Here is a 20,120-nt window from a genome sequence, read left to right as displayed (position 1 = left end):
CTCCCCCTCACTTCCGGGTGCGTGCGGCCGGCTGCCGGGCAAAAAGCCTGCGGAAGACCGGGTAGATGTCGGCGGGCTTGGCGATCCGGGTCATCTGGAAATTCGACTTCTCGCCGTCCACCGTGCGATAGGCGCGCCAGAGCGCGGTGCCGTTGTCTGTCGAGCCGAAGATTTCCGTCTCGCGCTCGTCGATGATCTCGACATAGGCATAGTACTGGCAGAGCTTCGTGAGTTTTTCCCGCAGCAGTGCCGCACAATGTTCGCTGTCGCCGATGATGTTGTCGCCGTCGGAGGCCTGGGCCGCATAGATGTTCCAGATCTGCGAGGGGTAGCGGTCCTCGACGATCCTGATCATCTCTTCGAGCGCGGTCGATACGATCGTGCCGCCGCTCTGGGTGCTGTAGAAGAAGGTCTCCTCGTCGACTTCGCGCGCCTCGTCCGTATGGCGGATGAAGACGATGTCGATGCGTTCGTAGCGCCGTTTCAAAAACAGGTGCAGAAGCACGAAGAAGCGTTTGGCGAGGTCCTTCTCGCGCTCGCCCATCGAGGCCGAGACGTCCATCAGGCAGAACATCACGGCGTTGGCGTTCGGCAGCGGCTGCTGCTCAAAGCGGTTGAAGCGGATGTCGACCGGATCGACGTAAGGGATGCGCCGCCGCTTCTTCTCGATCCTTTCCAGCTCGACCCGCAGTTCCTTGAGCCTCTGTCGGCTCTTCGCCGTCGGCTCCGGTTCCACTTCCAGTTGCGCGATCTCGTCGGTGACCGCGGTCAATTCCTTCTCCTTCGGCCGGTGCAGCGCCAGGCGCCGGCCAAAACTGTTGCGCATCGTGCGCCCGACATTGATGTTCGTCGGCGTTCCCGCCGTGGCGAAGCCGGCGCGGCGGGGCTTGAAGGTGACCGTTTCCTTGAGGCTGAGCTTGACCATGTCGGGGAGCTCCAGATCCTCGAAAAAGAGGTCCAGTACTTCCTCGCGCGACAGGATGAACTGGAAATCATCGTCGCTTTCGCCGGTTCCGGGCTTGCCCTTGCCGCCGCCGCCACCGCCGCCCGCTTCCGGTTTCGGCAGGCGGTCGCCTGCCGAAAACTCCTTGTTGCCGGGAAGCACGTAGTTGCGTTCGCCGGAGCCGCGGGACGGCTGGAACGTGGGCTCGCTGGCACCATCAGTCGGCATCGGCACGCCATGCGCGGCGTCGACGTCGATGATCCTGTCCGACTTGACCTGATCCTTGATGACCCGCTTGAGCTCTTCGCGGGCCCGCTTCAGAAAGCGTTGTCGATTGCCGAGGCTCTTATCCTTCGGATTGAGCCGCCGGTCGATGAAATTCGGCATATACCAATCCCCTGCTTCGGCATCGTCAGCCCGCCTTGTTGACCCGCATATACCAATCGACCAGCCGCCGGACCTGACGCTCCGTATAGCCGCGTTCCGTCATGCGTTGGACGAACTCGGCGTGTTGCTTCTCGGATGCGCTGTCCTTCTTCGAGCCGAAGCTGATGACCGGAAGCAGGTCTTCGACCTGGCCGAACATGCGCTTCTCGATCACGTCGCGAAGCTTTTCGTAGCTCGTCCAGGAGGGGTTGCGCCCATGGTTCTTGGCGCGGGCGCGCAGGGTGAACTTGACGACCTCGTTGCGGAAGTCCTTGGGATTGGCGATGCCGGCCGGCTTTTCGATCTGCGACAGTTCGCTGTCGAGGATCTCCCGGTTGAGGATTTGTCCGGTATCCGGGTCCTTGAAGTCCTGATCTTCGAGCCAGGCGTCGGCATAGGCGATGTAACGGTCGAACAGGTTCTGGCCGTATTCGCTGTAGGATTCGAGATAGGCCTTCTGGATTTCGTGGCCGATGAATTCGGCATAGCGCGATGCCAGCTCGGACTTGATGAAGTCGAGGTAGCTCGCTTCCGTCTCCTTCGGGAACTGTTCGCGGCGGATCGCCTGTTCCAGAATGTACATGAGGTGCACGGGATCGGCCGCGACCTCCTTGGTGTCGTAGTTGAAGGTTTCCGACAGAACCTTGAAGGCAAAGCGGGTGCTGATGCCGGTCATACCCTCGTCGACGCCGGCGGCGTCGCGATATTCCTGAACGGACTTCGCCTTGGGATCGGTGTCCTTCAGGTTCTCGCCGTCATAGACCCGCATCTTGGTGTAGAGCGGCGAATTCTCGTGACGGGCAAGGCGGGTGGAGACGGTGAAGCGGCTGAGGCTTTCCAGCACTTCCGGCGCGCAGGGGCTCTTGGTCAGTTCGCTTTCGCGCAGCAGCTTCTCGTAGATCTGCCGCTCTTCGGTGACGCGCAGGCAGTAAGGCACCTTTACCACGAGGATGCGGTCGAGGAAGGCCTCGTTGTTCTTGTTGTTCTTGAACTGCAGCCATTCGGACTCGTTCGAGTGCGCAACTACGATGCCCTGATAGGGGAAGCCTCCGAAGCTTTCGGTGCCGTTGTAGTTGCCTTCCTGGGTTGCGGTCAAAAGCGGATGCAGCACCTTGATCGGCGCCTTGAACATCTCGACGAATTCGAGCAAGCCTTGCGTCGTGCGGTTGAGGCCGCCGCTATAGGAATAGGCATCGGGATCGGCCTGGCTGTAGTTTTCGAGCTGGCGGATGTCGACCTTGCCGACCAGCGAGGAAACGTCCTGATTGTTCTCGTCTCCGGGCTCGGTCTTGGCGATAGCCACCTGGCGCAGCCGCGACGGCATCAGCTTGACGACGCTGAATTTGGAGATGTCGCCATCGACTTCGTCGAGGCGCTTCGTAGCCCAGGGTGAGATCAGGCCAGTCAGACGGCGTCGGCCGATGCCGTATTTGTCTTCGAGCAGGTCGGCCATGCGGTCGGGATGGAAGAGGCCAAGCGGTGATTCAAAGACGGGACTGACCTTGCCGCCGACCGCCAGCGTGTAGATCGGCTGAAGTTCCATCAGTTTTTTCAGGCGCTCGGCGAGCGACGACTTTCCGCCGCCGACCGGGCCGAGCAGGTAGAGGATCTGCTTGCGCTCCTCCAGCCCCTGCGCGGCATAGCGGAAGTAGCCGACGATGCGCTCGATCGTATCTTCCATGCCGTAGAAGTCGGCGAAGGATGGATAGATCTTGACGGTCCGGTTTGAGAAGATGCGGCCGAGACGTTCGTCCGCGCTGGTATCGATGAGGGTTGGATTACCTATGGCTGTAACCATCCGCTCCTGTGCGGTGGCATACATACTTTTGTCGTCGCGACATGCCAGAAGGTATTCCTGAAGACTGATTTCTTCTTGCGCTGCACTTGTATAGATCTCCGAGAAGAGATCAAAGACGTCGCATTCGCTCTTTTGCATCATGCTCTCCCGCGGCCGCTGGCTGAGACGGGGATCGCTGCTTATCGGCTCGCTCATTCGAATAAACGGCGTCCCATGCGCAATGTTCCTTCAGAGTACTCGCTTTCTCGTGATTCTCGAAGGGGTTGTTTCAATGAATGAAAAATCGTGACTGTGGCATCACGAAAACCTGATCGAAGCGGTGGTCATAAGGCGTTGAGCGCCGGCGTGCGCGATTGGCGCCGCATGCGCCCAGGCGTTTTCTGTGCGAGCGCCACGTTCGGTTGCGTCAGCCGCCGCCGGGTCCGCCGAGGTGGTGGAAAAGAAGGGCCAGAACCGCGTCGCGCATGGTCGCTGTCTCGACATGGCCGATGCCCGGCGCTGCAACCAAAGATAAGTTGTCTTCGACGGCGGCCGGCCGATAGGCCCTGCGTCTCGCCTTAGGTGCGTTCCACCGCTTGAGGCGGCGTCAGGGATTCATCGAGCCCCACGCCGATCAGTTGGGGTCGGGAGGCGACGAGCTCGGCGCCTCGATAGCGCCGCCGCACAGCGGCGCCTGAGCCAGGGAACGAGCCTTTAGGCCAGCCAGGCTGGCAGGCGCGCCGGAACGCGGCCGGTGAGCGCTGCCTCGACGCAGTCGGCGAGGTTGCTGAAGCGCACGGCGCGGCCGGAAAGACCGGGACCGTAATGGGCGTATTTCCCGGAATTGGTCATCAGCGCCCGGGTCTTGGTCGGAAAGACCGGTTCGGAGATCGAGCACCAGCAAAGATCCGGCAGGACCTGGATGCCGCTCTCCTCAAGGCGGGCAAGCAGACCTTCGTCCCGCGCTGCGGCTATCGCGTCTCGCCCGGCGGTGACGATCACGGCGACGTTGCTATCGCGCTTGCGGCCGTCGAAGGCTGTGGCCAGCGCGCGGCATTCCTCGAGCGACGCATGCGGGCTGCCGATGGCGACAAGCTCGACCTCCGCCGGACCGTCGTTCAGGAGCGACCAGGCCGCGGCCATGTCGGCGCGCGTGATCGTCGTGTGGTCGGCATCCTTGGCGGCGGCACCTTCCGCTTCCGGGGTCACGCCCTCCACATGCAGCATCGGGGATGCGGACGTGGTGCCGAAGGCGGCGCAAAGCGCCTTGAGGTCGTCGCGCGAGGGCTTTGCCGATGCAAGACCGCGCAAAAGCGGGATGCGGTCGGGTGCTGCCTTGCCGGCGAGATAACCGATCAGCGGCCAGAAGGCATCGTCGATATCCTCAGGCAGTTCCACGTCGATGACGCGCGTCGCCTTGCGCGGCGCGTCGAGATAGACGCCCGAGAGCGGTGCACGACCGGTGAGCGCAATGCAGAGATCGAGAAAGTCCGGGTGTTTGGCCGTGCGCGCGCCGAGCACCGTATTGGCGAATATGACGGCGTTCGATTCCGCCCAGGCGATGGCTTCGCCGGATTTCGGCGCGCTGTCGAGCAGATAGGGCGAGCAGGTGAAGGTCGGGCGGCAGCCCATGCGCACATAGGCGTCGGCAAGCCTTGCTGCCGGATCGCCGAAGCTCTCCGGCACGCCCTGCGCCTGCCAGTTGGCACGGTCGACCGAGATCGCATTCATCGTCGTCGGCACGCGAACCTTGGCCCCCATGTCCGCCATCTTCTCGGCGAAGGTGAGGTTTGCCGGGCTCGCATAGATGCAGCCGTCGATATGGCCCTGGACCACGTCGATGAGCTTTTCCGCACCCTGCTGCGCCGCCATCGCCGCGATGATGCGCATCGCCTGTTGCACGGCGATGCCGTCACGACCGTCGAGCATGGCGCGATCGTCGTCGGTGAGATCAAGCGCCGTCATTGCCGGCGGAGCGACCGGAATTGTCAGGCCATCGGCTTCGATTGCCGTATCGCTGATGCGCGCGGTCTTTGCCTGCGCCAGCGCCTTGAAGGCGTCGCGCGAAAGCCGAAGCACCGGCAGGGATTTTCCGAACATTTCGGCCGCGATCAGCGCGCCGAGCGTCAGCACGTCTTCCGCTTCCGAGAAGACCAGGGCCGCCGGCGCACGGCCGGTCAGCGCCATGTCGAGCAGCACGCCCGAACCGGTGCAGGAGCCGCGGCTCGACGGCATCATCAGGATGCCGTCGGTCAGACAGAGGCCGTGCAGCGGATGGTGCACGTCGATCACCCGACCCGTTGCCGGATCGACCCCGCCCCAGAAGCTCAGCGCCTCCTCCGTGTCGATGATGGGGCCATCGGCGGAGCCGGAAAGAATGCTGCGGGCGGAGATCGATTGGTTCATTTTACGACAAATCCATGAGCAAAGGGGTCGCGGTCATCGATGAAGATCGTGTTGATGCCGGTCATGCGGGCCCAGCCGGCAATCGACGGGATGATGGCGTCGCGGTCGGCGACCTTGGTCGCTGCCTCGACACGGCCCTTGAACAGCGAACCGATGATCGATTCATGCACGAACTCGTCACCGACCTTGAGCTTGCCCTTGGCGGCAAGCTGGGCCATGCGCGCCGACGTGCCGGTGCCGCAGGGCGAGCGGTCGATCGCCTTTTCGCCGTAAAAGACGGCGTTGCGCGCATGCGCTTCTGCCTGTGTTGGCTTGCCGGTCCACTGGATGTGGCTGAGGCCCTTGATTTCCGGGTGCTCCGGATGCACGAACTCGTATTTGGCGTTGAGCGCCGCGCGGAGCTTCGGGCTCCAGCCGACAAGTTCGCCGGCCGTATGGTCGGCCATGTCGCGAAAATTCTTCTGCGGTTCGACGATGGCGTAGAAGTTGCCGCCATAGGCGACGTCGACGACGATCTCGCCAAGACCCTCGACTTCAGCCGTCAGCCCCTCGGCGTAGAGGAAGCCCGGAACGTTGGTGAGGCGCACTTCTTCGACGAAGCGGCCTTCCTGGCGATAGGTGATGTCGACCTTGCCGGCCGGCGCGTCGATTGAAAGCTTGCCCGGTTCACGCGGCGTGATCAGGCCGTTTTCGATCGCCATGGTGATGGTGCCGATCGTGCCATGGCCGCACATTGGCAGGCAGCCCGACGTTTCGATGAAGAGCACGGCGACATCGCAGTCGGCCCGGGTCGGCGGATAGAGGATCGAGCCCGACATCATGTCGTGGCCGCGCGGCTCGAACATCAGGCCAGTGCGGATCCAGTCGAACTCGCGCAGGAAATGGGCCCGCTTCTCCAGCATGTTAGCGCCTTCGAGTCGTGGCCCGCCGCCGGAAACGAGGCGGACCGGATTGCCGCAGGTGTGGCCGTCGATGCAGGAGAAGGTGTGGTTGGCCATGGTCTAAACTCTGTCAGAAACGTTGGGGCGAGAAGGAGCTGATATCGATCGCCGGCCGCCGGCCGGTGAGCAGGTCGGCCACGAGCCGTGCGGTGCCGGCCGATTGCGTGAGACCGAGATGGCCGTGGCCGAAGGCGTAGACGACGCGGCCGGTGGCGCGGGCGCGGCCGATCGCCGGAAGGCTGTCGGGCAGCGATGGGCGGAAGCCCATCCATTGCACGCCGCCCTCGCTCTTGAAGCCCGGCAGGAAGGCTTGCGCCTTCTTCAGCATGGCTTCCGAGCGGCGGAAGTTCGGCGGCAGCTTCAGCCCGCCGAGTTCGACGGCGCCGCCGACGCGGATACCGGTCGAAAGCCTGGTGACGACGAAGCCGTGTCCGCCGAAGGTTACCTGGGTGCGCAGATCGAAGGCATCCTGCGGCAGCGTGGTGTTGTAGCCGCGCTCGGTTTCGAGCGGGATACGCTCGCCGAGCGTACGGGCGACCTGGTGCGAGAACGCGCCGGCTGAAAGCACGACCTGTTCTGCCCGCCGCGTCTTGCCGTCGGCCGTCAGTTCGACGCCACCTTCGATCGACTTCAGTGCCGTAACTTCGGCACGCTCGATCACACCTCCCTTGGCGCGGAAATGGTCTGCCAGCGCCAGCGTGTAGAGCTTGGGATCGGCGATGGAATACCAGCCGGGGGTAAAGGTGCCATGGGTGAAGCGCGATGCGAGACCAGGCTGGATCTCGGCCATCTCGGCCGCGCCCATGTGTCGGAACTCGATGCCGTGTTCGGCTCGCGCGGTCCAGCCGGGAAGAGAGGCCTTCAGCTCGGCTTCGCTTTCATAGACCTGCAGATTGCCTTCCTTGCGCAGCATCGGCAGGGTGCCGGTTTCGGCGAGGAAAGGCTCGAGCTCAGCCTTGGAGAGGTCCATCATCGCCGTCTGGGCGGTCGTCGAATGGGCCACGCGGCTTGCCGAGCAGGCGCGCCAGAAGCGGAACATCCACGGCGCGATCTGTGCCGCATAGGCCGGTGGCACGCTCAAGGGCCCAAGCGGGTCGAGCAGCCACTTCGGCGCCTTCTTCAGGATGCCGGGTGACGCGAGCGGCAGGATGTCGGTGAAGGCGAAGGCCCCGGCATTGCCCGCCGAGGCACCTGCTGCCGGGCCTTCCCGGTCGAGCACGGTGACGGAAAGTCCCCGTACCTGGGCGGCGATCGCCGCAGAAAGGCCGACAACGCCGGCGCCGATGACGATGACGTCAGGCTGAACTGCATCCTTCATGATCGGCTCAGTGCGTCGCTGCGAGGAACTTTTGGAGTTCCGGATCCTTCGGCGCGCCGAAGAGCGCTTCCGGTGCGGCGATTTCCGCCATCACGCCCTTGTGGAAGAAGGCGACGCGGTCGGAAACTTCGCGGGCAAACTTCATTTCATGGGTGACGCAAATCATCGTCATGCCCTCGGAGGCCAGCATGCGCAGCGTGTCGAGCACTTCGCCGACGAGCTGCGGATCGAGCGCCGAGGTCACTTCGTCAAACAGCATGTATTCCGGCGACATTGCGAGTGCGCGGGCGATCGCCATGCGCTGCTGCTGGCCGCCCGACATGCGGGTTGGATAGACGCCGAGCTTCTCGCCGAGGCCGACGTGCGTGAGCTGCTTGACGGCGTTCTCCTCGGCCTTTTCCTTGGAGAGGCCGAGCACCTTGCGCGGCGCCAGCATGACGTTTTCAAGCACGGTCAGGTGCGGGAAAGCATTGAACTGCTGGAAGACGATGCCGAGCTTGCTGCGCAGCTTGTTGAGGTTTGTTGATTTCGCGTGGACCTCGGTGCCGTCGACGAGGATGCGGCCGGCATCGATCGGCTCGAGACCGTTGATGCAGGTCAGCAGGGTCGACTTGCCGGAACCGGAGCCGCCAATGATGGTCAGCACCTCGCCCTTGTTGACGGTGAGGTCGATGCCTTTGAGAACCTCCAGCGAGCCGAAGGATTTGCGAACGTTCTGGATCTCAATCATTGGACCACCGTTTTTCAAGGTAACCGCCGAGCCGGGCGATCGGGAAGCTGATAAGGAAGTAGATGGCGCCGCAGATCAGAAGGATCAGCAGCGGTTCCTGCAGGCGGGTGACGAGCACCTGCGAGGCGCGCAAGAGTTCGATCAGGCCGAGCCAGAGGACGAGTGCGGAGTCCTTCATGACGCCGAGCGTCAGGCCGATCCAGGACGGCAGCGAAACGCGGGTCGCAAGCGGCGCCACGATGTAGCGCATGTCCTGCCACCAGGTCATGCCGAGCGAGCGGGCGGCGCGGCGCGTCGTCGGTGGCACGGAAGAGATGCCGCCACGAACGATCTCGGTGCAATAGGCGGCCGTATAGAGCGACAGCACCACGCAGGAGGTCGTGAACGGTGCCCAGCCGAGCTTGGCGATCGCCTGGAAGGCATTGGCAAGAACCAGCTGGATCAGCAGCGGCACCGAACGGAAGATGTCGAGCACGAAGGTGAGCGGGGAGGCCCAATAGGGGCCGACCTGGTTGCGCACGACGCCGAAGATGATGCCGAGCACGGTGCCGGCGGTAACCGAGACGGCGGTGACCGCGAGCGTCATCAAGGCGCCCTGCAGCAGGAAGCCGAGATCAGCGAGGGTGAGGGCGGTATTGAACATCTCTCACCTCTCCTTAGTAGCGGAACATGCGCGCGGCGAGCAGGCGCGCGCCCAGCGTCACGGCCTTGGCGATCAGGTAGTAGATGATCGCCGCGATCGCGAAGAATTCGAAGGTGCGGAACGAACGGGCGTTCAGTTCCTGGGTGATGCCGGCAAGGTCGGTGTTCATGCCGACGGTAACGCCAAGCGAGGTCATCAGGATCGCCCAGACCATCTGGTTGGTGACGGGCAGGAAGGCGATGCGCAGCATCTGCGGCAGCACGATGTAGCGGAAGGCCTGCACCGGGGTCATGCCGAGCGAGCGGCCGGCCCGCGCCTGGGTATCGGGAATGGCCTTGAGGGCGCCGCGGAAGTTTTCCGCGAGATAACCGGCATTGTTGAAGGCGATCCCCGCGAGCAGCGCCGTATAGGGGCTCAGGTGGATACCGAAATTGCCGAGGCCGAAATGGGCCATGTAGATCTGGAACAGCGCCGGCGTGTTGCGGGCGATTTCGACCCAGGCGGTGGCAAAACCACCGAGGATGCGATTGCCCGACAGGCGGCAAGCCGTCAGCGCGAGCGCCAGTGCCAGGCCGATGACCATCGAGAGCAGAGCCACCTGCAGGGTGACCAGCGCTCCGTCGAGCATCTGTGGCAGGGCTTTCAGCGCCTGGTTCCAATGAAAGGTATAGCTGAACATGTTTCGTCTCACCTCTTCGGAAACGAATAGCGGCGCGAAGCTAAACTTCGCGCCGCCAGATAAACGGCATATTAGCGGTAAACGCCCTTAGCCGTAAGGTCCGGAAGTTCGCCGCCGACCCACTTTTCGTAAAGTTCAGCGTAGCGGCCGGTGCGGACCTGCTGGTTGATGAAGAGGTTGAGGAAGTTGATGAAGCCGTATTCTTCGCGGTTGGTGAAGAGCGCGACGTAGTCGGTGTCGAACGGAGCCTTGCCAACGACGGAGATGCCGGCGAACTTGCCGCCCTTCACGTTGGCCTGGGCGACGGTCGAGGTCGAAACCGTAGCGTCGATCTGGCCCTGGCTGAGCGCGAGGAAGACGTCTGCCTGGGTCTGGTACGGACGGAACTCACCGGCGCCCCATTCCTTGACCTGCTTTTCGAGAGCGATCGCTTCGAACGTGCCGGCGGTCGCGCCGACAACCTTGCCCTTCATGTCTTCGAAGGACTTGACGCCCGACTTCTCGTTGGCAGTGACGGCCATTTCGAAGGCGAAGTAGGGGATCGTCATGCCGACGGTCTTGGCGCGCTCAAGCGTGTCGGAGGTCGAGGCAACGCCGACGTCGACGCGGCCCGACATCAGGGCGGGAATGCGCTCCGGGAACGGGGTCTCGACGATTTCGGCGGTGACGCCGAGTGCCTTTGCGAGGTCGTTGCAGTAGTCGACGTCAAAACCGATCGGGTTGTTGTTCTCGTCGCGAGAACCCATCGGCGGGAAGTCGAGCACGACTGCGCAACGCAGCGTACCCGAGCCGATGACGTCATCCAGCTTGTCGGCATGGGCCTGGCTGGTCAGAGCAGCGGCCGCAACGAGGCCGAGCGCGAGCACCGAAGTCTTCATTTTCTCTCTCCCTGAAATGAGTGCCGTTTGACGGCTGAGGCACTATTCCGTTTTAGACAGCACAAATCAATAGAAAAATACAATTAGTATACAAAAAGTATAAGTTCATAACGCAGAACGCGCGCAGGCATCCCATTTGTTTCGTCAAATCGGATGCCTGCGCAGCGATCTGTCGTGTCTTGCGGCTGCGGGCGGCAGGCACCCGCAGCTGTCGGTGAGTGCCTTAGCCCTGGAAGTCCTCGGGCAGCAGGCCTTCCGGCATGTTCTGGTAGGCAACCGGGCGCAGGAAACGGCGGATCGACAGGGTACCGACGCTGGTTGCGCCGAAGTTGGTCGAGGCCGGATAGGGTCCGCCATGCACCATCGAATCCACCACCTCGACGCCGGTCGGGAAGCCGTTGACGAGGACGCGGCCGGCCTTGCGCTCAAGGATCGGGCGCAGACGACGGGCGGTCTCGAGATCGGTCGCATCCATGTGGATGGTGGTGGTCAGCTGCCCCTCGAAGCCGCGGGCAAGCTGTTCCATTTCAGAGGTCGAACCGACGCGAACGACGAGGCCGAGCGGACCGAACACCTCTTCGCCGAGCGCATGGTCGGCCAGGAACTGGTCGCCGGTCGTTTCGAACAGGTTCGGCGAGACCGAGCGGCCGGACGATTCGGTCGTCAGCAGCGGCTTCACGGTGTTGCGGCTTTCAAAGCGCGCCTGGCCCTCGTGATAGGCCTTGGCAATGCCGTCGGTCAGCATCGTCTGCGGCGCGACCTTGCCGAGCGCTTCGACGGCGGCCGTGGTGAAGCGATCGGCGTCAGCACCTTCGACAACCACGGCGATGCCGGGGTTGGTGCAGAACTGGCCGGCACCCATGGTCAGCGAACCGGCCCAACCCTGGCCGAGTGTCTCGGCGCGTGCCTTCAGTGCTTCCGGCAGCAGGAACATCGGGTTGACCGAGCCGAGCTCGCCGAAGAACGGGATCGGCTCCGGACGTGCGGCGCAGAGATTGAAGAGCGCGCGGCCACCGGCGAGCGAACCGGTGAAGCCGACGGCCTTGATCAGCGGATGCTGGACAAGCGCTTCGCCGACCTGGCGGTTGCCGCCTTGGATCAGCGAGAAGACGCCCGGGTGAACGCCGGTCTTGCGGATCGCGGCCTCGACGGCCTGCGCAACGATCTCACCGGTGCCCGGATGGGCCGAGTGGCCCTTGACGACCACGGGGCAGCCGGCAGCAAGGGCGGCAGCCGTGTCGCCGCCGGCGGTCGAGAAGGCCAGCGGGAAGTTCGAGGCGCCGAAGACTGCGACCGGGCCGATCGGGCGCTGGATAAGGCGGATTTCCGGGCGCGGCGCTGGCTGACGCTCGGGCAGGGCCGCATCGAAACGGCGGTCGAGATATTCACCCTTTTCGATGTGGTCGGCAAAGAGACGGAGCTGGCCGGTGGTGCGGCCGCGTTCGCCCTGCAGGCGCGCTTCCGGCAGGCCGGTTTCCTGGGTGCCGATCTCGGTAATGGCCTCCGCGCGTGCCTCGATCTCGTCGGCGATGGCGCGCAGGAAGGCGGCGCGCTCGGTCCGGGTCGAATAGCCATAGCTCAGGAAGGCTTCTTCGGCGGCTTCAGCCGCGCGGTTGACCAGTTCCACGGTGCCGGTGGCGAACTGATGGACCGGACCGTGGGCGGGTGCCGATGCGAAGGTGCCCGCGCCGTCGAGCCATTCGCCGGCGACAAGGTGTTTTCCTTTGGGGGTGAAGGCCATCTGCCGATCCTTTCGTTCGATCCCGGATTGCCTTTTCTAGCAGAGGGGATCATGGCTGAATTGCACTTGTCGGATCTTTGTATACTATATGTATGCAGAACATCAATCGCCTGACTGGCCCTTCCGGATCAGGCGCAGCATTTGAGAGGGAGAGAGATGAGCGAAACCAACACCCTGACGATCGCAGCACTTTTCGAGCGCGTTGAGGCGATCTTCCTGAAGGCGGGGCTCAACGCCATTCAGGCCGGTGCACTGGCCCGCGTGATCGTCGCCGGCGAGCGGGATGCCTGCAAGTCGCATGGCATCTACCGCATCGAAGGAGCGCTTCGCACCGTCAAGGCGGGCAAGGTGAAGCCGGATGCAACACCGGAGCTCGAAGCGGGCGAAGGTTCCGCTATCGTCAAGGTCAACGCCAAGGGCGGTTTTGCCAATCCCGCCTTCGAGCTCGGCCTGCCGGTTCTCGCCGAACGCGCTCGCTCGCTGGGCATCGCCGCGCTCGTCATCAATGATTGCACCCATTTTTCGGCGCTCTGGCCTGAGGTCGAAGGCCTGACCGGCGAGGGACTTGCCGGCCTCGTGATGTGCCCGAGCTATGCGACCGTTGCGCCGACCGGCGGCAACAAGCCGCTGCTCGGCACCAACCCCTTCGCCTTCGGCTGGCCGCGCGAAAACAAGCCGCCTTACGTCTTCGACTTCGCCACCTCGGTTGCCGCCCGCGGTGAGATCGAACTGCACCGCCGTGCCGGCAAGCCCTTGCCGGAGGGCTGGGCGATCGATGCCGAAGGCAATCCGACGACCGATCCGGAAGCAGCGCTTGCCGGCGCCATGCTGCCCTTCGGCGGCCACAAGGGTTCGGCGATCGGCACCATGGTCGAGCTTCTTGCCGGCATCATGATCGGCGACCTGACGAGCCCGGAAGTGCTCGACTATCTCGGCACCACGACGCTTGCACCGTTCCACGGCGAACTGATCGTCGCCTTCTCGCCGGAGAAATTTGCAGCCGGACGCCCGGGCAATCCCTTCGCCCGTGCGGAAGTGCTGTTTGAGGCGATCGTCGGCCAGGGCGCCCGCCTGCCGTCGCAGCGTCGCTTCGTGGCGCGCGCCAAGTCGGAAGTCGAAGGTGTCGTTCTCAACACGGCTGAAATCGAGCAGCTCGAGCGGCTGCTTGCTCTTGGACTGGACGCCGTCGCGTAAGCGACGGCTAACCTTTTCGTCGGTCATCGACCCGTCGAGACTGCCAAACGAAAAAGGCCCTCCAACCGGAGGGCCTTTTCTATTTGAGTGCCGATCGAGCGATCAGGCCTTGTACTTCTGCACCGCGCCCGGGAGCTTGCTCCACTCGGCGTACCAGCTGTTGAACAGCTTGAACTGGGCTTCGACGTAGCCGCGCTGGCTGTCGGAGAGAACGTCGCTCTCGTTGAAGTGCAGCGTGTATTCCTTGTCGCCCTTCAGCACCATCATATGCTTGAAGTAGAGAACGAGGTCCGGACCTTCGTCGAAGGACGAGAGAACGGCGAGCGCCTGTTCCAGTTCCAGTGCGCGCAGACGTGCGTCGACGTCGCCTTCGGCGGCGGCACGCGACAGGTTGCACATGTGGATGACTTCCTTCGGCAGAACGCAGCCGATGCCGGTGATCGCGCCGGTTGCGCCGCAGTTGACGAAGCCGTGGAAAACGGCCGTGTCGACACCGATCATCAGCGAGACGCCATCGTCACGGCTGGTGATGTTCTCGGCCGCATAGCGCATGTCGGCAGCGCCGCCGAATTCCTTGAAGCCGACGAGGTTCGGATGTTCGGCGCGCAGCGCGAAGAACAGGTCGGCGCGGGTGGCGAAGCCGTAGTACGGGCTGTTGTAGATGACAGCCGGCAGGCTCGGGGCGGCCGAGAGAATGGCCTTGAAGTGGTTCTTCTGGGCAGCGACGACCGAGCCGCGCGAAAGCACGCGCGGGATGACCATCAGGCCCTGGGCGCCGACCTTCTCGGCATGTGCCGCGTGAGCGACGGCCGAAGCGGTGTTGACGGCGCCGGTGCCGACGATAACCGGAATGCCGGCCTTGACGAGGCGCTCGACGCCTTCCATGCGCTGTTCGTCGGTCAGGAGCGGCCAGTCACCCATCGAGCCGCAGTAGACGACGGCGGACATGCCTTGAGCGATCAGCTCCTTGCCCTTGCGCACCAGCGCGTCGAAATCGGGGGTGCGGTCTTCCTTGCAGGGGGTCATCAGCGCCGGGATGACGCCGGTGAAAATCTGAGCCTTCATCTGAAACTCCTCTCGGCTTTGTCTTCAGGGCAGCGGCGCACCTGCGCCCTTGCCTTTGATCCAGACAATAGCCGTTTGTATTTTATTTGTCGACAAGAAAAATACAAAGGTCGCTACAAAGCGATATCGAGCTTGTTGTTGCGGGCAAAAAGCTTCTGCACCTGCTCGACGATCTGCTCAGCATGCGCCTTGCCCAGCCGATCCGCAGCCTCGACGTCGCGCGCGGCGATCGCGGCGATCATGGCCGCATGCTCGTCGACGAAGCGCTGGGGGAACTGCTCGTCATAGGACTGATAATAGAGACGGAGAATGCGCCGCCCTTCGTCCAGCAGCCGGCGGAACAGGCTGGTGAAATAGGGGTTGCGTCCGCTTTCCGCGATTGCCGCATGGAAGGCGGCGTTGGTGGCGATCATCGTGAGCGGGTCGCGCGTCTGCACGGCTGCCGCATAGTCTTCGTGGAAGCCGCGAATGATCGCCAGGTCTTCCGGGCGGTGGTTCTGCGCCGCAAGCCGCGTGGTGACGCGGTACATCAGCACCAGCGCGTCGAAGAACGGATTGAGATTGAGGAAGTCGATGTTCGCCACCATCGTCGAGCGGTTCGGCAGCGTGTCGATCAGCCCTTCGCCGGCAAGACGCACCAGCGCCTCGCGGATCGGCGTGCGCGACATCTTCAGCCGCTCGGCAAGCTGCACTTCGTCGATCGGGCTGCCCGGCGGCAGCACCAGGTCGAGGATCTCGTCGCGCAAGAGGTCATAGACCATCTTTACGCCGGAGCCGCGCTTACGCTCCGGGATGGGGCTGTTGTCGGTGTCGATATCGGTCATGTCAGATTCCTTTGTCGACAAAAGAAATACTTGTCTCTGTCGCCGGGATCAACAGTTTCTGCTGCCGTCATTGCGCGAAGCTGTTATCCGCATCTGCGTGCACAGGTTGTTGTGGCGACCCATGCGTTTCCCACATGGGAGCGCTGAGTTTTGAGCGCTGCAACTTACGGAAAGCCTGAGATATAAGGTGTTCATCGAAGCGAAACGAGGCGCCACGGACTGGCAGACAGGCTTCGAAAGCCCATTGAAAGGGGGATCAAATGAACATCGCACGCTCCATCAACAACTGGCGCAAGTACCGTCAGACGGTCACCGAACTGGGCCGCATGTCGAACCGCGAACTTCGCGACCTCGGCATCGAACGCGCCGACATCGACCGCGTCGCACGTACGGCCTTCGCCCGCTAAGGCGATCTTAAAGACTGAAGAATTGCCAAGCGCCTGCATCTCCTGCGGGCGCTTTTGCTTTTTGGCGCCTTCATTGCGCCATTGTCGTCCCACACATCGCTGGCACTGCGATTTGATTAATCGACTACTCCATTAATCGCGCCGCTTGCCGCCGACAGGCGCGGTGTTCGTTCAAGAGACTGAGTGCCATGCCGCCGTTTTCCCCTGAGATTACCGATTTCTGGAACGCGTCCTTTGCGGGCGATGTTCTCGCAAGCGCGGATCGGTTTACCGTCGTGGTCAATCCCGACCTCGACGAGGAGAGCCCGGCCATGGTGCTGCACACTGCTGAAAACGGCGTGATCGTGGCCCTGTCCCCGGCGCTCGGCGCCGCGCTGTCGTCGGCGGCGGGGCAGGTGCTCACCGAAGCGCCCCTTCGCCAAGGGCTGTGCGATGCCGGCATCGTCCTGAACGGTGCTGACAACCTCTTCTACTTCACCGAAGCGGATAAGGCTGTGCTGTTGCGGGAGAATTCAGGCGCCTATGTGCGCGCGCTCACGGCGAAGGATGCGGCCGCGTTCGCCCTGTTCCAGGGCTCCGCCTCGGAAGAGGATCTCGATGCAGCCTATGTCGAACTGGATCACTGGTTGGTCTACGGAGCCTTCGATGGTGACAGGCTGGTCTGTGCCGCGAGCATGTATCCCTGGCAGGAGCGGCAGATCGCCGATCTCGGTGTGCTGACGCTTGTGTCCGATAGGGGTAAGGGCCACGCCCGCAAGGTCGTGCGCGCAATCAGCAGGGCCGCCCTCGAAAAGGGCTACCAACCGCAATATCGCTGCCAACTCGACAACCACGCGTCGGTGGCGCTTGCGGGAGCCGTAGGCGTGACGCTTTTCGGCCAATGGGAAGCGCCCTCCGAAGACGGCTGAGACGCGGCTCGACGGTATGCCGGGCCGTCAAAACGATGCTGACAGAATCTGGCAGGGGTCGCGCGTAAAGTGGTCCCAGGATAAGAGATCGAGGGATTGCAGATGTCGGCGCAGGATATGTTTCAGATGAGTGCAGCAAACAGGTCGGGCGAGCGCAATTTCTGGATCGGCGCTGTTTCCGGCGATGACCTGCAGCATGCCGCCGAAGACGGCTTCTCTCGCTTTGGCTACGGCTACGGCAATGTCCAGGCGATGACGCGCATGAAGGCGGGTGATGGCTTCATCGGTTATGCGCCCAACGCCGCCTTTAACGGCAGGGCGGGGCTTGCATGTTTTGCCGCCATCGGTGTCGTCAAGGAGCGCCCGCCCTACTTCTTTGCCATGGGCGGTGTCGCCCCGCATCGCGGCGACATCGACTGGGCCGACAGCATGGAGGCGCCGGTTCGGCCGTGGCTCGACAGCCTTGAATTTGCCGAAGGCAACCGTAACTGGGACCAGAAGCTTCGTCTTGGTCATCTTGCCATCAGCGAGCGTGACTTCCGTGTGATCGCGCGGGCCATGCATGCAGACCTCGGCATGGTTTTCCCGAGGGTGCCGGCCTTTCGGCAGCAACTCGCCGGCTGATCGTTCGCGTCTTCAACCCGGCAGCAGCACCGTTGCGTCCTCCGCCGTGTCGACCGCTTGCTCCACCGAGCCGGCGGCGATGCTGGCATACATGCCGGTGGTTCTGAATTCCGTCGGGCTCAGACCGAAGGAGCGGCGGAACACCTTGGCGAAATAGTTGGGGTCTTCGAAGCCCGAGAGAATGGCCACTTCCTTGACCGGAAGGCTTGCGGTTTTCGTCAGCAGTTTTACCGCACGCTGCAAGCGCTTCTGCAGCACATATTCGGCCGGCGCCATGCCTTCGCTGGCGGCGAAGACGCGCGAGAAATGCGCCCGGCTCAAGCCCGACACGCGTGCCAGTTCCTCCACTGGAAGCGGGTTCTGCAAGTTGTTCATGATGTGGTCGACGACGCGGTGCATCGTCCTGTGTTCATGGCTGAACACCGGGTGCGAGCCGAAGACGTCGTCGTAGAGCGCCATCGCCGCCTCGTAGGCAATCGCCGAGGCTCTGCCTGGCGTCTCGCCGCCGCGGATCAGCCGCAGGCTGCAGTCGGCCAGATGCTCGATCGTTTCCGGTTGCAGCTTCAATACCGGACCGGTGACAGCGAGCAGGGCGCGGTGGATGCGCAGCGCCTCGTCGCCGTTCATCGAGATCCAGAAGAACTCCCAGCGCCCGCCGTCTTCCAGCCAGTAGCGATGATTGTGCGGCACGAGCAGGAGCAGCGTCTCGCCCTCGCGCACCCGATAGCTGCGGTTTTCGTATCGCAGGTTTCCGGCACCCGCGATCGTATGCTGGAGCACGGTAAAGGGCGTGTTTCCGCGCTTTCTGCCGTCCCAGTCATAGGTCGCATTGTTGCGGATTTCATAGCCGGTGCTGGTCGGCATCGCGTGCAGGCTCTGGCGTCCCCGCGGCAGCGAAACGGTGCGCATAACCGGGCCGTTGTCGATCAATTCTTGCAGCATAAAATTACCCATGAAAGCACAATACCGCTCTGGCGGGGTCGGCGATTATACACATAATGACTACCAACAGCGCAACAGGCGGTGCTTTTGGCCCGTAAGAAATGAGGGGATGCATCGAAGTTGCGCGCAGAGACGGTGGAAAACCGTGAATTGATTTTACCCTTTGTCAGAGATGCATGCAGTTCATGAGGAGTGAGGGCATGGCAACATTCAAGATCGCCATCATCGGCGCCGGCAGCATAGGCTTCACCAAGAAGCTCTTCACCGACATTCTCGCCGTGCCGGAATTGCGCGACATCGAGGTTGCGCTGACAGATCTCAGCGCCCGCAATCTGGAGATGATCAAGGCGATCCTCGACCGGATTGTCGAAGTCAACCGCCTGCCGACGAAGGTCACGGCAACCACCGACCGGCTGAAAGCGCTCGAAGGCGCCCGCTACATCATCAGCTGCGTCCGTGTCGGCGGGCTCGAAGCCTATGCCGACGACATCCGCATCCCCCTTAAATATGGCGTCGACCAATGCGTCGGCGATACGATCTGCGCCGGTGGCATCCTCTACGGCCAGCGCAACATCCCCGTCATCCTCGACTTCTGCCGGGATATCCGCGCGGTCGCCGAACCGGGTGCCAAGTTCCTGAACTATGCCAACCCGATGGCGATGAACACCTGGGCGGCGATCGAATACGGCAAGGTCGATACGGTCGGGCTCTGCCACGGTGTTCAGCACGGCGGCGAGCAGATCGCCGAAATCTTGGGAGCCGGCGAGGGCGAACTCGACTACATCTGCTCGGGTATCAACCATCAGACCTGGTTCGTCGACGTGAGGCTGAAGGGCCGCAGGATCGGCAAGGACGAGTTGGTTGCGGCCTTCGAGGCGCACCCGGTGTTCTCCAAGCAGGAGAAGCTCCGCATCGACGTGCTGAAGCGGTTCGGCGTCTATTCGACCGAGAGCAACGGCCATCTCTCCGAATATCTTCCCTGGTATCGCAAGCGCCCGGAGGAAATTACCCGCTGGATCGATATGTCCGACTGGATCCACGGCGAGACCGGCGGCTATCTCAGGCATTCGACCGAGACGCGCAACTGGTTCGAAACCGAGTTTCCGCAGTTCCTCGAAGCAGCCGGCCGGCCGCTCGACCATCAGAAGCGCTCGAACGAACATGCGAGCCATATTCTCGAGGCCCTGGAAACGGGCCGGGTCTATCGCGGCCATTTCAACGTCAAGAACGATGGCGTGATCACCAACCTGCCTGCCGACGCCATCATCGAATCCCCCGGCTTCGTCGATCGCTTCGGCATCAACATGGTCTCGGGCCTCACCCTTCCCGAGGCCTGTGCCGCCACCTGCCTTTCCTCGATCAACGTCCAGCGCATGTCGGTCCATGCGGCCGTGACCGGCGATCTCGATCTTCTAAAGCTGGCGATGCTGCATGATCCGCTGGTCGGCGCCATCTGCACACCGGAGGAGGTTTGGCAGATGGTCGACGAGATGGTGGTCGCTCAAAGCCAGTGGCTGCCGCAATACGCCCATGCCATCGACGGCGCGAAGGAGCGACTTGGCCGCGCAACCGTCAGGACGCGCGAATGGAAGGGTGCTGCGCGGCGTGAAGTGCGTTCGCTCGACGAGTTGCGCGCCGAGCGTCAGGTCCGCGCCGCCGGCTGATCGATTGCAG

Annotated in this window: 18 protein-coding genes; 5 read left to right on the top strand and 13 right to left on the bottom strand. The window is 63.0% G+C overall.

Going from position 1 to position 20,120, the window contains the following annotated elements; genetic code table 11:
- Positions 1 to 7: 7 nt before the first annotated feature.
- The 10 genes from IB272_RS18780 to IB272_RS18735 form a co-directional block, all read right to left on the bottom strand.
- Complete coding sequence (locus IB272_RS18780; RefSeq protein WP_060584813.1) at positions 8 to 1,330, bottom strand: YeaH/YhbH family protein; 1,323 nt, start codon at positions 1,328 to 1,330, stop codon at positions 8 to 10.
- Between the two features lie 25 nt (positions 1,331 to 1,355).
- Positions 1,356 to 3,305, bottom strand: coding sequence for a PrkA family serine protein kinase (locus tag IB272_RS18775; protein ID WP_034798403.1), 1,950 nt, complete (start codon positions 3,303 to 3,305; stop codon positions 1,356 to 1,358).
- 555 nt (positions 3,306 to 3,860) lie between these two features.
- Entirely contained in the window at positions 3,861 to 5,552 is a 1,692-nt protein-coding gene (locus IB272_RS18770) for an aconitase X (protein WP_192444644.1), read from the bottom strand.
- The gene (locus IB272_RS18765) at positions 5,549 to 6,550 is read right to left on the bottom strand and encodes a 4-hydroxyproline epimerase (protein ID WP_060521880.1); all 1,002 of its coding nucleotides are present in this window, start codon (positions 6,548 to 6,550) and stop codon (positions 5,549 to 5,551) included. Before IB272_RS18765 ends, IB272_RS18770 begins: the two co-directional genes overlap by 4 nt.
- 13 nt (positions 6,551 to 6,563) lie before the next feature.
- Positions 6,564 to 7,811: an FAD-binding oxidoreductase gene (locus IB272_RS18760; RefSeq protein ID WP_192444642.1), complete on the bottom strand. Its 1,248-nt coding sequence runs from the start codon at positions 7,809 to 7,811 to the stop codon at positions 6,564 to 6,566.
- A gap of 7 nt (positions 7,812 to 7,818) precedes the next feature.
- Entirely contained in the window at positions 7,819 to 8,541 is a 723-nt protein-coding gene (locus IB272_RS18755; protein ID WP_034798411.1) for an amino acid ABC transporter ATP-binding protein, read from the bottom strand.
- A complete protein-coding gene (locus IB272_RS18750) occupies positions 8,534 to 9,184 on the bottom strand; it encodes an amino acid ABC transporter permease (RefSeq protein ID WP_060521882.1) in 651 nt (216 codons plus the stop codon). Before IB272_RS18750 ends, IB272_RS18755 begins: the two co-directional genes overlap by 8 nt.
- Positions 9,185 to 9,197: 13 nt before the next feature.
- A complete protein-coding gene (locus tag IB272_RS18745; protein WP_034798417.1) occupies positions 9,198 to 9,863 on the bottom strand; it encodes an amino acid ABC transporter permease in 666 nt (221 codons plus the stop codon).
- Between the two features lie 71 nt (positions 9,864 to 9,934).
- Positions 9,935 to 10,741 (bottom strand): transporter substrate-binding domain-containing protein, encoded by an 807-nt coding sequence (locus IB272_RS18740; RefSeq protein ID WP_034798420.1) that lies wholly within the window; start codon positions 10,739 to 10,741, stop codon positions 9,935 to 9,937.
- Positions 10,742 to 10,964: 223 nt separating this feature from the next.
- Entirely contained in the window at positions 10,965 to 12,482 is a 1,518-nt protein-coding gene (locus IB272_RS18735) for an aldehyde dehydrogenase (NADP(+)) (RefSeq protein WP_112986007.1), read from the bottom strand.
- Between the two features lie 156 nt (positions 12,483 to 12,638).
- On the opposite strand from IB272_RS18735, the gene IB272_RS18730 reads away from it, so the two are divergent.
- Positions 12,639 to 13,676 (top strand): Ldh family oxidoreductase, encoded by a 1,038-nt coding sequence (locus IB272_RS18730; protein ID WP_034798426.1) that lies wholly within the window; start codon positions 12,639 to 12,641, stop codon positions 13,674 to 13,676.
- A gap of 102 nt (positions 13,677 to 13,778) precedes the next feature.
- On the opposite strand, the gene IB272_RS18725 is transcribed toward IB272_RS18730, so the two are convergent.
- Both IB272_RS18725 and IB272_RS18720 read right to left on the bottom strand, forming a co-directional pair.
- On the bottom strand, positions 13,779 to 14,741 hold the full coding sequence (locus tag IB272_RS18725) for a dihydrodipicolinate synthase family protein (RefSeq protein WP_034798428.1): 963 nt from the start codon (positions 14,739 to 14,741) through the stop codon (positions 13,779 to 13,781).
- Positions 14,742 to 14,854: 113 nt separating this feature from the next.
- Positions 14,855 to 15,565 carry a GntR family transcriptional regulator gene (locus IB272_RS18720; RefSeq protein WP_034798498.1) on the bottom strand — a complete coding sequence of 237 codons (711 nt, stop codon included), beginning with the start codon at positions 15,563 to 15,565 and terminating at the stop codon, positions 14,855 to 14,857.
- A gap of 260 nt (positions 15,566 to 15,825) precedes the next feature.
- Between IB272_RS18720 and IB272_RS18715 the strand changes: the two genes are divergently transcribed.
- The 3 genes from IB272_RS18715 (at position 15,826) to IB272_RS18705 (ending at position 17,504) form a co-directional block, all read left to right on the top strand.
- The gene (locus IB272_RS18715; RefSeq protein ID WP_064817045.1) at positions 15,826 to 15,972 is read left to right on the top strand and encodes a DUF1127 domain-containing protein; all 147 of its coding nucleotides are present in this window, start codon (positions 15,826 to 15,828) and stop codon (positions 15,970 to 15,972) included.
- A 188-nt stretch (positions 15,973 to 16,160) separates the two neighbouring features.
- Entirely contained in the window at positions 16,161 to 16,880 is a 720-nt protein-coding gene (locus tag IB272_RS18710; protein ID WP_192444640.1) for a GNAT family N-acetyltransferase, read from the top strand.
- Positions 16,881 to 17,006: 126 nt separating this feature from the next.
- Complete coding sequence (locus IB272_RS18705; RefSeq protein ID WP_192444638.1) at positions 17,007 to 17,504, top strand: EVE domain-containing protein; 498 nt, start codon at positions 17,007 to 17,009, stop codon at positions 17,502 to 17,504.
- A gap of 12 nt (positions 17,505 to 17,516) precedes the next feature.
- Here IB272_RS18705 and IB272_RS18700 read toward each other — a convergent pair whose 3' ends face one another.
- Positions 17,517 to 18,458, bottom strand: coding sequence for an AraC family transcriptional regulator (locus tag IB272_RS18700; protein WP_034798432.1), 942 nt, complete (start codon positions 18,456 to 18,458; stop codon positions 17,517 to 17,519).
- Positions 18,459 to 18,646: 188 nt separating this feature from the next.
- Between IB272_RS18700 and IB272_RS18695 the strand changes: the two genes are divergently transcribed.
- Positions 18,647 to 20,110: an alpha-glucosidase/alpha-galactosidase gene (locus tag IB272_RS18695; RefSeq protein ID WP_112985754.1), complete on the top strand. Its 1,464-nt coding sequence runs from the start codon at positions 18,647 to 18,649 to the stop codon at positions 20,108 to 20,110.
- Positions 20,111 to 20,120 lie beyond the last annotated feature (10 nt).

The sequence above is a fragment of the Ensifer sp. ENS08 genome, assembly GCF_014852195.1.
Classification (GTDB): domain Bacteria; phylum Pseudomonadota; class Alphaproteobacteria; order Rhizobiales; family Rhizobiaceae; genus Ensifer; species Ensifer adhaerens.
This window is presented reverse-complemented; position numbering and strand designations above follow the sequence as displayed.